Annotated in this window: 13 protein-coding genes; 7 read left to right on the forward strand and 6 right to left on the reverse strand. The window is 58.1% G+C overall.

Translation table 11 applies throughout. The features are described from left to right. The first annotated feature begins 27 nt into the window (after positions 1 to 27). Both dapD and dapE read left to right on the forward strand, forming a co-directional pair. On the forward strand, positions 28 to 1,056 hold the full coding sequence (dapD, locus tag ACJO5Y_RS13465) for a 2,3,4,5-tetrahydropyridine-2,6-dicarboxylate N-succinyltransferase (RefSeq protein WP_406987872.1): 1,029 nt from the start codon (positions 28 to 30) through the stop codon (positions 1,054 to 1,056). Beyond that, a complete protein-coding gene (gene dapE / locus ACJO5Y_RS13470; RefSeq protein ID WP_406987873.1) occupies positions 1,043 to 2,179 on the forward strand; it encodes a succinyl-diaminopimelate desuccinylase in 1,137 nt (378 codons plus the stop codon). Before dapD ends, dapE begins: the two co-directional genes overlap by 14 nt. Positions 2,180 to 2,181: 2 nt before the next feature. Here the strand turns inward: dapE and ACJO5Y_RS13475 are convergent, their stop codons facing one another. Further along, a complete protein-coding gene (locus ACJO5Y_RS13475; protein WP_406987874.1) occupies positions 2,182 to 2,400 on the reverse strand; it encodes a SlyX family protein in 219 nt (72 codons plus the stop codon). Between the two features lie 218 nt (positions 2,401 to 2,618). On the opposite strand from ACJO5Y_RS13475, the gene ACJO5Y_RS13480 reads away from it, so the two are divergent. After that, positions 2,619 to 3,164: a cold-shock protein gene (locus ACJO5Y_RS13480; RefSeq protein WP_406987875.1), complete on the forward strand. Its 546-nt coding sequence runs from the start codon at positions 2,619 to 2,621 to the stop codon at positions 3,162 to 3,164. Between the two features lie 61 nt (positions 3,165 to 3,225). Here the strand turns inward: ACJO5Y_RS13480 and ACJO5Y_RS13485 are convergent, their stop codons facing one another. The 4 genes from ACJO5Y_RS13485 to ACJO5Y_RS13500 form a co-directional block, all read right to left on the reverse strand. Continuing rightward, a complete protein-coding gene (locus ACJO5Y_RS13485; protein WP_406987876.1) occupies positions 3,226 to 3,603 on the reverse strand; it encodes a hypothetical protein in 378 nt (125 codons plus the stop codon). Then, positions 3,575 to 4,981 carry a hypothetical protein gene (locus ACJO5Y_RS13490; protein WP_406987877.1) on the reverse strand — a complete coding sequence of 469 codons (1,407 nt, stop codon included), beginning with the start codon at positions 4,979 to 4,981 and terminating at the stop codon, positions 3,575 to 3,577. Before ACJO5Y_RS13490 ends, ACJO5Y_RS13485 begins: the two co-directional genes overlap by 29 nt. Before the next feature lie 61 nt (positions 4,982 to 5,042). Next, a complete protein-coding gene (locus tag ACJO5Y_RS13495) occupies positions 5,043 to 6,449 on the reverse strand; it encodes a mannose-1-phosphate guanylyltransferase/mannose-6-phosphate isomerase (RefSeq protein WP_406987878.1) in 1,407 nt (468 codons plus the stop codon). Between the two features lie 91 nt (positions 6,450 to 6,540). Next, positions 6,541 to 6,981, reverse strand: a complete 441-nt coding sequence (locus tag ACJO5Y_RS13500; protein ID WP_406987879.1) for a VOC family protein — start codon at positions 6,979 to 6,981, stop codon at positions 6,541 to 6,543. Between the two features lie 131 nt (positions 6,982 to 7,112). On the opposite strand from ACJO5Y_RS13500, the gene ACJO5Y_RS13505 reads away from it, so the two are divergent. The 4 genes from ACJO5Y_RS13505 to ACJO5Y_RS13520 all read left to right on the forward strand — a co-directional run bounded on the left by ACJO5Y_RS13505 (position 7,113) and on the right by ACJO5Y_RS13520 (position 11,411). Then, positions 7,113 to 7,538, forward strand: a complete 426-nt coding sequence (locus tag ACJO5Y_RS13505; RefSeq protein WP_406987880.1) for a hypothetical protein — start codon at positions 7,113 to 7,115, stop codon at positions 7,536 to 7,538. A 43-nt stretch (positions 7,539 to 7,581) separates the two neighbouring features. After that, entirely contained in the window at positions 7,582 to 8,493 is a 912-nt protein-coding gene (locus ACJO5Y_RS13510) for a DUF1853 family protein (protein WP_406987881.1), read from the forward strand. 52 nt (positions 8,494 to 8,545) lie between these two features. Continuing rightward, positions 8,546 to 10,450: an MFS transporter gene (locus ACJO5Y_RS13515; protein WP_406987883.1), complete on the forward strand. Its 1,905-nt coding sequence runs from the start codon at positions 8,546 to 8,548 to the stop codon at positions 10,448 to 10,450. A 115-nt stretch (positions 10,451 to 10,565) separates the two neighbouring features. Further along, positions 10,566 to 11,411, forward strand: coding sequence for a substrate-binding periplasmic protein (locus tag ACJO5Y_RS13520; protein WP_406987884.1), 846 nt, complete (start codon positions 10,566 to 10,568; stop codon positions 11,409 to 11,411). Between the two features lie 64 nt (positions 11,412 to 11,475). Here ACJO5Y_RS13520 and ACJO5Y_RS13525 read toward each other — a convergent pair whose 3' ends face one another. Beyond that, on the reverse strand, positions 11,476 to 11,943 hold the full coding sequence (locus ACJO5Y_RS13525) for a DUF3304 domain-containing protein (protein ID WP_406987885.1): 468 nt from the start codon (positions 11,941 to 11,943) through the stop codon (positions 11,476 to 11,478). Positions 11,944 to 12,063 lie beyond the last annotated feature (120 nt).

Consider the following 12,063-nt stretch of genomic DNA (forward strand, 5'->3'; position numbering starts at 1 on the left):
ACCTGAGACAATAGGAGCAACCACCTGATGAGTTTTGCATTCGGTATCGGTATCGGCACCCAGAACAACCAGGGCGAATGGCTGGAAGTGTTTTATCAGCAGCCGGTGATGACACCCGATAACAGCCTGATAGAGGTGGCGGGCAACTCGCTCGGTTACAAGGGTGGCAATCAGGCACTTCAGGTCACTGGTGACGATCTGAATGCGCTGTCTGAAGCACTGCGTCAGGTGGGGAACACCGATCAGGCGAGCCTGGCTGAAAAGGCCTCAAAAAGCACCCGTCCGGTGGTGGTCACCATCCTGGAAACCGATGACACAGCTTCCAGCACCCCGGAGGTGTACCTGAAGCTGCACCTGATCTCTCACCGCATGGCCAAACCCCACGGCGTGAAACTGGATGGCATCTTTGGCCTGCTGCCCAACCTGGCCTGGACCAACGAAGGCGCGATCGACCTCAACGAACTGTCCGAGCGCCAGCTGAAAGCCCGCCTGGAGGATCGTATCCTCGAAGTGAAATCCGTGGACAAGTTCCCACAGATGACCGACTACGTGGTTCCCAAGGGTGTACGCATCGCCGACACCGCACGGGTTCGCCTGGGCGCCTATGTGGGCGAAGGCACCACCGTCATGCACGAAGGCTTCATCAACTTCAACGCCGGCACCGAAGGCACCAGCATGATCGAAGGCCGCATCTCTGCTGGCGTCATGGTCGGCCAGGGTTCGGATCTCGGTGGCGGCTGTTCCACCATGGGTACCCTGTCCGGTGGTGGCAACATCATTATTTCCGTGGGCGAGAACTGCCTGATCGGCGCTAACTCCGGCATCGGCATTCCGCTGGGTGACCGCTGCAAAGTGGAAGCCGGCCTGTACATCACCGCCGGTACCAAGGTGGCACTGCTGGATGACAACAACGAACTGGTGGAAGTCATCAAGGCCCGTGATCTGGCCAGCAAGCCCGACCTGCTGTTCCGCCGCAACAGCCAGACCGGCGCCGTGGAGTGCAAGTCCAACAAATCCGCGATCGAGCTGAACGAAGAACTGCATGCAAACAACTAATTCCCCAACGCTCGATCTGGCCATCGACCTGATTCGCCGGCGGTCCGTCACACCGGATGACGCCGGCTGCCAGGAACTGATGATGTCACGCCTGGCCGCACTCGGCTTTGAGGGCGAATCACTCCGGTTTGGCGAGACCGATAACCTCTGGGCCCGCAAGGGCTCAGAGGGGCCGGTACTGGCATTCGCCGGTCATACCGATGTGGTCCCTACCGGTCCCGAGAAGAACTGGGCCCACCCACCGTTTGAGCCGGTGATACAGGACGGTTACCTGTACGGACGTGGGGCGGCAGATATGAAAGGCAGCCTGGCGGCGTTCTTGACGGCCTGCGAACGGTTCGTCGCCAATCACCCGGATCATCGCGGCTCTATCGCCCTGCTGATCACCAGTGACGAAGAAGGCCCGGCCCAGGACGGCACCGTCAAGGTGGTGGAAACCCTGGAAGCCAGGAACGAGAAGATCGACTGGTGCCTGATTGGTGAACCGTCCAGCACCCATGAAGTGGGGGATGTCATCAAGAACGGCCGGCGCGGCTCACTGCACGGCTATCTGACCGTTCACGGTGTTCAGGGCCATGTCGCCTATCCGCACCTGGCAGAGAACCCGGTTCATTCCGTTGCGCCGGCACTGGATGCCCTGGCCCGCGAATTCTGGGATAACGGCAATGACTTTTTCCCGCCCACCACCTTCCAGATCACCAAGGTGGAAGCCGGCACCGGCAGCAACATTATTCCCGGTGAATGCCTGGTGCACTTCAATTTCCGCTATTGCACGGAAAACACGGCGGAAAGCCTGGAAGAGCGCGTGGTCGCGGTTCTGGACCGGTTCGGTTTCAAGTATGACCTGCAGTGGCACCTGAGCGGTCGCCCGTTCCTGACGGATCGCGGCGCGCTGGTCTCCGCCAGCCAGAATGCCATTCGCACGGTCACCGGGCGGGAAACGGAGCTCTCCACATCCGGCGGCACCTCCGATGGCCGCTTCATCGCGCCCACCGGCGCGCAAGTGGTTGAGCTTGGCCCGATCAACGCCACCATCCACAAAGTGGACGAGTGCGTGAAAGCCGCTGATCTGGATACCCTGTCGGAAATCTACGAGCAGATCCTGGTCGAACTGCTGGCGTGAGATCAGTAATGCGGGGGCGGGGTTTCCTCGTCCTCCAGCTTGATGTTCGATGGTGAGACTTCTTTCAACTGCTTGTTCAGAAGCCGTTTGGCTTCCCACAGCTCCCGAATATCCATTTCCTGCCTGGCCACCTGATCACTCAGGGTGTTGATCAGGTCATCCTGAAACGCCAGCCGGGTTTCAAGCTCATCCAGTCGTGCTTCCAGATCGTTATATGCCATTGGTCGTGACTGCTCTCCGCAAACCTTGTGATCGATGTATCTGACTGACCACTTGCTTGGTCAGCGCTCCCCGTTATCTGGTATCATGCCGCTTTTGCCCGCCAAGGCCCGTCTTTATTCGGTCACTTTGGCGGTTATCACCGGCCGGATAGACGATTTTACCCGATATCCGGCTCTTTATCGTTAGCGTTAACAAAGTAATGGAGAAATCTCAGTCAATGCGTAATCCAGCCAAAGCGATCCTTGTTGCTCTCCTGATCGCCATTCCGTCACCGTTTATCCTCGGCTTTCTGTTGGTCAGCTTTACTCCGGAAATGTTCCAGATTATGTCGAAATCCGGGTCCAGCGAACTGGCAACCAACACCCCGTTCATCCTTGGCAGCGCCCAGGGCATCGCAGCCTATATCATTGCCGTTGTACTTTTTGGCATTGCCGGCTTCCTGACCGTGGCTTTTGCCGCCAGACAAGGCGCCAAACGCTCCCGCCCTGCTCAGTCCCGTCCGTCCGGCCAGAATTTTGACGATGGCGACGACTTTGACGACACCAGCCCGGAAGGCGATGAGGAAGGCACTGTTAAGTGGTTTAACGTGAAGAAAGGTTTTGGCTTCATCGTTCGCGACAGTGGTGACGAAGTCTTCGTTCACTTCCGTGCCATTCGTGGCCGTGGTCGTCGCGTGCTGCGCCAGGGCCAGCTTGTTCGTTTCAGCGTTGTTGAAGCCGACAAGGGCCTGCAGGCCGATAACGTCTCCATCCTGAGCGACTGATCACGCCGGATGTAGCGAAAAGGGGCAGCCAGACGGCTGCCCCTTTTTTTGTTGGAACCCCTCAGTTCCAGACCACCAGGTGTTCACCCCGGGCATCCAGACGCCACCATTTTTCATCTTCAACCGGTTCGCCCTCTTTCCAGTCACCGGGACTGCAGCGAACTTCCGTATCCATGGCACCCCAGGCACTGCGGGCGAACTCCAGATCAGAATTCCAGGGCAACGAGACACCTTCCAGCACCAGACAGGTATAGCGCTTACCCGAAGCCCCCGGATACAGGCTGATGTTGACGGTCACACCTCCATAAAGAGCCCGGCCCTTGATGGCCTTTGCGTCGACCTGTTGGTCATCCAGTTCAAGCTTGTCCAGGTGACGGTTTAACCACTCCGAAGCCGCCAGAGGCTTCAGGTCACGAACGTATATTTCGAGGTCCTGCACCCGTTGTTTCTCCCCCATCATGATCACAATGGACAACATAGTGAACCGGGCCGGGACGGGCTGCAACCCAACGCTCAAGTTCCTGCTGTAAATCCTCCACCGTCAGGGTGCGCAAGGTGCCAGCAGCCTCCCGCTCATGCCAGGCCACTTCGACGGCCGTTCGTTCAATTTCCAGCTGCGCCAGGCTGGCTTCCAGTTCCTCCAGTGGTTCGTGGCGGGCAATCGCCACCAGGCATTGCCGGCGCAATGTGTCCATCTGGCCGGCCAGCGCCACTGCATCCACCGGACCACGGCTGGCAAACAGGTTAAGCCTGGCCGCGGCCCGCTCCACCCACCGAAGCATGCCGCCGGGAGATCCCACAGCCCGGCTCCGGCACCCGGCCGCAAAGCTCATGACCGGTTCGGAGAGGCGCACATTCCACTGCTTCTCAATGGCTGGCTGATGGGCTGTCAGAATGGATTTTTTCTGCGTATAGCCGGACTCCGCCATGTCGAAAATATCCATGGATCGGCCAAGCCAGTGCTCCAGCTTCGCGACATCGTCAGAAGATTCCCGGACGGACGGCCCCAGCAACAACAGTGGGCCCTGCCAGGACTGCACCAGCTGTGCCGCAAGGCTGTCCCAGCGACCGGCAAGGATGACGGCATCGGCAGGGGATACGTTATCAAGGATAAGCGCTGGCCAATCCCGTTGGGGCACGTTGCTGCCAGGAACCGCGGGATGGTCACTGGCGACCAGTTCCGACTCCCGCCGCAGATCCAGCTCCACATAACCGTTTTCAAGGCACGGCAACAGTGATTTCAACCAGGAGGACTTACCGGCACCGCGATCCCCCCGGAGCCAGATCAGTGCATCGGGGGAAGCCGCGATGGTCACCGCAACCTCTTCTGCCAGGGACAGCCAGCCAAGGTCACTGACCACAACAGGAATATCATCTGGGCTTTCGCTGCCTTCAGCATCTTCAGCCCAGCCCGACAGCGGCCATTCCCCCACCAGTTCCAGAACCGAGACGTACGCTTTCTCCTGGAGCCGCTCTGCGTTGGAGGCCAGGGTCGACAGCAGAACCGGCCAGTCAAGCCAGGGTGCGTCAGATATTTCGCGGGCGGATGAGAGCCAGTACAGGAGTTGGGATGAGAGGCGACCTTCCCCACCAACTTCCGTGACGATGGGTTGTTCACACTGGACGGTTCTTACCAGCTCGTCGAGGTCGACGCCCCGTGCTCTCAGGAAACCGGACACCGCCGGCTCCCCTTCAACCAGCGCCAGAAGAAAATCCTCAACAGTGATCGCAAAACCACCGCGATGGGTAACACTGTCCCGCGCCCGTTGCAGGGCGGTTTGACACAAGGGGCTCAGGCATCCCTGCCAGTCTTCCATTCAGCATCTCCTTTGCTTGAGGCCGCCCATCCCGGACAGCCAGATTCATAAATCGGTTCAATCAAACGCGGTTATAGGTGTCCTCGAGGCGAACAATGTCATCCTCACCCAGATAACTCCCGGTCTGGACTTCGATCAGCTCCAGCGGAATCACACCGGGATTGGTCAGCCTGTGGGTGACACCCAGGGGAATATAGGTGGACTGGTCTTCAGTCAGCAACAGGGTTTCTTCCCCACGATTCACCGTGGCGGTGCCCTTGACCACGACCCAGTGCTCGGCCCGGTGATGGTGCTTCTGGAGCGAGAGAGACGCACCGGGATTCACCGTAATCCGCTTGACCTGAAAGCGCTCGCCCATGGCGATCCCTTCATAGGTGCCCCAGGGCCGGTGCACTTTCTTGTGAAAACGGTGCTCAAGGCGGCCCTGGGCCTTCACTTGCGCCACCAGCTTTTTGACATCCTGAACGCGATTGCGATCGGCCACCAGAACAACGTCATCGGTTTCCACGATGACATGATCACTGACCCCCAGCGCCGCAATCAGCCGGCCTTCGGAATGGATATAGGAGCCGGAGACATCCTCGGTAATCACATCGCCGCGACACACGTTGCCCTGACTGTCCTGCGGCTGGATTTCCCAGAGTGCAGACCAGGAGCCAACATCCGACCAGCCGGCATCCAGAGGGACAACCACGGCGTCGTCGGTTTTTTCCATCACGGCATAATCAATGGAATCATCCGGGCAACTCTCGAAGGCTGCCTTACCGACGCGAGTGAAATCCATATCGATCTGTTTTTGCTGCCAGGCTTCGCGACAGGCCTTCAGCATCTCGGGCTTGTGGGTTCCGAGCTCCTGCAGGTACCGGTCCGCCCTGAACAAGAACATGCCACTGTTCCAGAAGTAATCGCCTTCGGCGAGGTAACGCTCGGCTGTTGCCTCGTCCGGCTTCTCAACGAAGGTGGCAACGTCCTGATAACCATTCTTCCGTGCGCCAGCTTTGATGTAACCATAGCCGGTGTGCGGTGAGGCAGGAACGACACCAAAAGTCACCAGCTTGCCGGAACGGGCAGCATCGGCGCCTTTCTGCACCGCTTCACGAAACGCCGTGAGATTTTTCAGCACGTGATCGGAGGGCATCACCAGAAGCAATTCTTCCGGATTGTCCTCAGCGGCGGCCAGGGCTGCCAACGCAATCGCAGGCGCTGTGTTGCGGCCTACCGGCTCAAGAATGATGCCTGCGGTGCGATCAGCCGCCTGGGCATGGAGCTGGGCAGCCACCACAAAACGGTGGTCTTCATTGGTGATGGCCATCACCCGGGCGCTGTTATCCAGCGTCAGCCCCCGCTCAATGGTTTCCGCCAGCAGGGAATCATCAGACACAACCGGCAAAAACTGCTTGGGGTACGCTTCACGGGAAAGCGGCCAGAGCCGGGTTCCTGAGCCACCGGAAAGAATCACTGCAAGCATGTGTCATCCTTGGTTGAACGTTTCGCGAATTCTAGCGTAAAGCCGCCTGGTTTCCCATTGCCGCCTCGTCATCTCTGCTGACCTGCCGCCCCTACCATGTCCCGGTATTTTCCATGCTGGCCCAGGGTTCCCTGGGTTCCAACGCTTCACCTTGCTGCAGCAATTCAATGGAAATGCCATCCGGCGAACGCACAAACGCCATGTGTCCGTCCCGGGGTGGCCGATTAATGGTGACGCCATTGGCTTGCAGGTGCTCACACAGGGCATAGATATCGTCCACCCGATAGGCAAGATGACCGAAATTGCGACCGCCACTGTATTCCTCGGGATCCCAGTTGTAAGTCAGCTCAATCATCGGAGCCTTGTCCTCCCCTGCGCGGGATTCGTCTTCAGGCGCAGCCAGGAAGACCAGGGTAAAACGCCCCTTATCACTGCTCTTGCGGTTCATTTCCTTCAAACCGAGCAGGTCACAGAAAAAATGCAGCGATTCGTCGAGATTGCTGACGCGAATCATAGTATGGAGATATTGCATGGTGGTTCTCCTGATTAAATTCACTTGAGCGTAAGTGCTGTTACGCCTACCCTTCATACTCGGATATAGGGAAGTTATCCGCTGTTGTACATTAACCACAACCTATGAATCCAGGGAAAGGAGCAGACATTATGTCCGACCAACCCATTACCTCCATCATGATTATCGCCTCAACCGCCCGCATGAAATACGCCGGGTCCAACATGTACGCAGAGATCATGATTCCGGGTGTTGCAGCCACAGAAGCCGCCCTGCCTGGCAATAAGGGCGAGACCAGAGTGTTCACCATCGGTGCCAGCGGCACCAAAAAAGCCAGCGAAATATCCCCGGCGGATATTTCCATCAGCACCGAGCCACCCAACGAGGGTAATGCCTGGCTCCCCTCGGCCCTCTACGTTCTCGGCAAGGGGGACTCCAGCGATTACCAGGTGATCTGTGCCATTCCGGAGTGGCCGGAGCAGGTGTGGCTGAGCCAGGATCCGAACGACCACTACCTCCCCGACGCCGTCCCGGCCATAAGCCTGGATCTGGTGCTGAAAGCCCTCAACCCGGCCTGACCTCACAGCTGTTCCGTCGTCAGGATTAGCGTATGCTTTGGGGATGACTGCTTCTGCACCATCCCCGATGATCTTCAAAACGCCTGCGGTACGCCATCTGGCCTGGATGATGGCGGCACCGCAGTTACTATTCGATGAGCGTGTGTTTTGCCCGGCACACTACGCGACTGCCGAAGCCTTTCAGCGGCTACGGGAATGGGATCAGAGCCCGTCAAACGGACCGGAAATACTGTCCGAACACCCCAACCCCAGACTGGGATATCACTTCGAAAGACTGTACGAATGCCTGCTGACCGACCTGCTGGGCTGGACGGTGCTGCTGAAGAACCAACAAATACGGCGAGAAAACCGAACCATCGGTGAGCTGGATTTTGTCGTACATAACCCCCACGACCGCCGTACCGAACACCATGAAATTGCGGTGAAATACTACTTGGGTTATCCATCCGCCAACGGGCAGAACCGCTGGTACGGTCCCAACGCCAGGGACCGGCTGGATCTGAAAACCGACCATTTGCTGCACCGCCAGAGCCAACTCACCAGTCGACCGGAAACCATACGGGTGTTGAACGATCATGGCATCAAGGGGCCACTCACCACTCGCATCTTTATGCCCGGCTATCTGTTCTACTCCGGCACTACCCGCATACAGGCGCCAGATACCGTGCCGGAAAACCATCACCGGGGCCGCTGGATGTATCTGAGTGAGGTGCAATCCGACGCCACCGAGCACTGGGTTCCGCTGAACAAACCACATTGGCTTGGGCCCTGGCTGCAACAGGAAGCGCCTGTCGCGTCCCACGTACAACAGGCGCTGAATACCGTCTCCGCCAACAGGATGCCGCGCCTGTTTGCAGAACTGGAACACTGCGAACAGGACGGTGACTGGCAGGAAACCTCTCGCATATTTGTGGTGCCAGACGCCTGGCCAGCACCCGGCGCCCTGATTCAGTAACCGGTTTGTGGCAGAATATTCCACGCCAACTAAACGACGATGGATACACATCATGGACGATCACAGCCAGTTCCGGCTACTTTCAGAGCGACGATTTCTGCCGTTCTTCCTGACACAGTTCTCCGGGGCGTTTAACGACAATCTGTTCCGCAACATCCTGCTGTTGCTGATCACCTACACCGCCGGTGGCCTGCTGGGCCTGCCCATTGATGTGGTGGTGAATGTCGCGGCCTTCCTGTTTATCCTGCCCTTTTTCCTGTTTTCCGGCATCGCCGGTCAACTGGCGGACAAATACGAAAAATCCCGGGTGATTCGCTGGGTAAAACTCGCGGAAATCGCCATCATGGCACTGGCTGCCGCCGGGCTCTGGCACGGTTGGTACGAATCGCTCCTGCTGCTGTTGTTCCTGATGGGCGTGCAATCCACATTCTTCGGCCCGGTGAAGTACGCCATCCTGCCCCAGGTGCTAAAGGACGATGAACTGGTGGGCGGCAACGCGCTGGTGGAAATGGGAACCTTCGTGGCCATTCTGGTGGGCACGCTGGCTGCGGGCCTGTTAATGGGCAGCAATCAGCCGGAGAAACTCGCCGCCATCGGGTTGGTGGTTCTGGCGGTAGTCGGCTACCTGGCGGCGCGACAGGTACCGGTTACCGGTGCAACCAATCCCGGAATGACCATTCACCTTCGCCCCCTGCGGGAAACCTGGAACCTGATGCGCCTGGCCGCGGAAAACCACTCGGTGTTGCTTTGCATCATGGCGATCTCCTGGTTCTGGTTCCTGGGCGCCGCTTACCTGACCCAGTTCCCCAGCTTTGCACAGACCGACCTGATGGGCGACGAGACCGTCGTCACCCTGCTGCTGGCGATTTTCACCATTGGCATTGCACTGGGTTCAGTGGCCTGTGAGCGGCTTTCCGGCCATCGGATCGAACTCGGCATCGTGCCCATCGGCTCCCTCGGCATCAGCCTCTTCGGCCTTGACCTCTACTTCAACATGCCCGCCAACCCGGTGCCGACCGACTGGTGGATGATGATCAGCGACAGCCAGCACAGGCAGGTGGCCATTGACCTGCTGGGCATCGGCTTCTTTGGCGGCCTGTTTATCGTGCCGCTTTACGCCTTCGTGCAGCGGGAAACCCCGGAGGCCCGGCGGGCCCGCGTGATTGCAGCGCTGAACGTATTCAACGCCCTGTTCATGGTGGTCAGCGCCATTATGGGCATCCTGATGCTGGGCGTTATCGGCCTCAGTATTCCCGAATTCTTCCTGGTGCTATCCATCATGAACCTGGTGGTAGCGGGATTCGTGTACCAGCAGGTGCCGGAATTCGCGCTCCGGTTTATTGTCTGGGTGCTCTCCCATACCATCTATCGGGTTCGCCACGAAGGCCTGCACCGCATTCCCGAGGAGGGCCCGGTGCTGCTGGTCTGCAACCACGTCACCTACATGGACGCGCTGGTCATCGCTGGTGCGGTAAGGCGACCAGTCCGGTTCGTGATGGACTACCAGATCTTCAAAACGCCGATACTGGGTGCCATTTTCAGGCTCGCCAAAACCATTCCCATTGGCTCCCGCAACCGGGTGCCGGAGATCTATGACGCCGCTTTCGAGCGCATTGACGAAGAGCTGGACGCCGGAAACGTGGTTTGCATCTTCCCCGAGGGACGACTGACCTCCGATGGCGAGGTAGCCACCTTCCGCAGCGGAGTCGATATTATCCTGGAGCGCAGGCCCGTACCTGTTGTGCCCATGGCGCTGCGGGGGTTGTGGGGGAGCTTCTTCAGCCACTGCGGCGGACCGGCCCTGAGACACTTCCCCAGGCGGTTCTGGTCGCGGATTGAATTGCTGGCCGGCGAGCCCATACCGGCAGAACAGGCAAGCGCTGAACGACTGGAGGAAACAGTGAAAGATCTGAAGGGAAACAGCCGTAATACACTGGCCCATGCAACACGGTTGTAAAGAGCAGGCCCCATGCTACTCTTTGGATATAACGAATTGACGTTCTCTCTTCACGGTGGTGCCCCGCACGCAGGACGGTATTGTCCGGCCAGCACCGTCATGCCTGGATGGAAAGATGCATCTGCAAGGACAGCTCAGCCGCAACCGGTTCGTGAATCGACTCCGCAACCTGCTTTTGGGTGGGGTGCTACTCTGCACCCTGGCGCCGAACCTGAAAGCCGACGAGCCCGACCCGGGCGTGCGACTCACTAACGGACACTGGCCCCCATACATGGAAAGTACCCCTCCCCACTTCGGGGTAATTTCACACATCGTGACCCTGGCCTTTGCCAAACACGACACGCCGGTGACCTACGGCTTCTTCCCCTGGTCCCGGGCCCGCATGCTGGCCCAAAAAGGCGTGTGGGACGGCTCGGTAGCCTGGACCTGCCGCCCGGAAATGCTCAAGCAATTCCACTTCAGCGACCCCATCGTGGCTCACAACTATGCCCTGTTCCACCGCACAAGCATGGACTTTGACTGGGACAACGTAAAAGACCTGGAAAGCTATCGCATAGGCCTGACACAAGACTACAACTACGGTGAAAAATTCGAGGAAGCGGTGGCCGCCGGCACCATCAGTGCGGATGTAACCACCTCAGACCAGGCCAACCTCCGCAAACTGGCCGCTGGACGAATCGACCTGTTCCCCATGGAACCGGCCGTGGGCATGGGTATGCTCAAGAAATTGAACCTGAGCGACAAAATCACCTTCCACACCACCCCGCTGCAGTCGGACTACCTTTACCTGATCCTGTCCCGGCGGGCGCCTGACAGTGAGCGGTACCTGGAGGAGTTTAACGAAGGGTTGAACGAGTTGCGGGACTCCGGCCGGCTTGAAGAGTTGATTACTACCTCGCTGCCGGATTTGCCGGCTCGGTATTTGGTGGTGGAGGATGGGGATTCGCGGTGTGGGGAGTGAGGGGAGCTAAAATTTGTTACAAACCAAATAAATGCATCACAATTCCCGCTACGTGATATCGTGTCTATCTGCCTTTTACTACCTGAAATCTGGACTGCATCGTCTCACTCCAAAACAGCCTTACCGTATTGTCTGGGTATATATGGACATGGAGATACAGATCATCGCCAGCACGCTCTGGGACGGAAATTTCCTTCCCCCTATTCTCTCCTCGAACCCCAGAATCATACTGATTTTGCGTCACACTTAGTCGCCACTGAACCTCCACCCTTTCTTCTTTCAACGCCGCGCAGCATATAACGCCGCTTCCTGTTGCATACCCATTAAACGCAGCCGCATTTCCAATCCAGACATCATCTACAATCGCCTCTGAAATCGGTCGCTCTGTATGGTTGTGCAATATGAAAGCGGCATCTTTCGTCGCAAATGAATGATCCCAGACAATAAAGCCAATACATACGAGCACGAGACTTACCTGTAACCATACCGGCAAAGGGTCCAGAATCTTATTCATCAACCAGCGACCAATCATATACTTCCTCCCCTACCAGCCCGTTGAGAAACTCAGCTCATAACTCCCGCAAACACGTCGTAGGGCAAACGCCCACATTTGGCCTGCAGCTTCTGACGAACTTTCTCACTCAGACTGCAG

It is taken from the genome of Marinobacter alkalisoli, assembly GCF_045449855.1.
In the GTDB taxonomy this organism is placed as follows: Bacteria; Pseudomonadota; Gammaproteobacteria; order Pseudomonadales; family Oleiphilaceae; genus Marinobacter.

What these genes read in the sequence shown, in the direction of transcription:
- dapD (WP_406987872.1), top strand. Translation starts at nt 28, where the DNA reads ATGAGTTTTGCATTCGGTATCGGTATCGGCACCCAGAACAACCAGGGC.
- dapE (WP_406987873.1), top strand. Translation starts at nt 1,043, where the DNA reads ATGCAAACAACTAATTCCCCAACGCTCGATCTGGCCATCGACCTGATT.
- ACJO5Y_RS13475 (WP_406987874.1), bottom strand. Translation starts at nt 2,400, where the DNA reads ATGGCATATAACGATCTGGAAGCACGACTGGATGAGCTTGAAACCCGG.
- ACJO5Y_RS13480 (WP_406987875.1), top strand. Translation starts at nt 2,619, where the DNA reads ATGCGTAATCCAGCCAAAGCGATCCTTGTTGCTCTCCTGATCGCCATT.
- ACJO5Y_RS13490 (WP_406987877.1), bottom strand. Translation starts at nt 4,981, where the DNA reads ATGGAAGACTGGCAGGGATGCCTGAGCCCCTTGTGTCAAACCGCCCTG.
- ACJO5Y_RS13495 (WP_406987878.1), bottom strand. Translation starts at nt 6,449, where the DNA reads ATGCTTGCAGTGATTCTTTCCGGTGGCTCAGGAACCCGGCTCTGGCCG.
- ACJO5Y_RS13500 (WP_406987879.1), bottom strand. Translation starts at nt 6,981, where the DNA reads ATGCAATATCTCCATACTATGATTCGCGTCAGCAATCTCGACGAATCG.
- ACJO5Y_RS13505 (WP_406987880.1), top strand. Translation starts at nt 7,113, where the DNA reads ATGTCCGACCAACCCATTACCTCCATCATGATTATCGCCTCAACCGCC.
- ACJO5Y_RS13510 (WP_406987881.1), top strand. Translation starts at nt 7,582, where the DNA reads ATGACTGCTTCTGCACCATCCCCGATGATCTTCAAAACGCCTGCGGTA.
- ACJO5Y_RS13515 (WP_406987883.1), top strand. Translation starts at nt 8,546, where the DNA reads ATGGACGATCACAGCCAGTTCCGGCTACTTTCAGAGCGACGATTTCTG.
- ACJO5Y_RS13520 (WP_406987884.1), top strand. Translation starts at nt 10,566, where the DNA reads ATGCATCTGCAAGGACAGCTCAGCCGCAACCGGTTCGTGAATCGACTC.
- ACJO5Y_RS13525 (WP_406987885.1), bottom strand. Translation starts at nt 11,943, where the DNA reads ATGATTGGTCGCTGGTTGATGAATAAGATTCTGGACCCTTTGCCGGTA.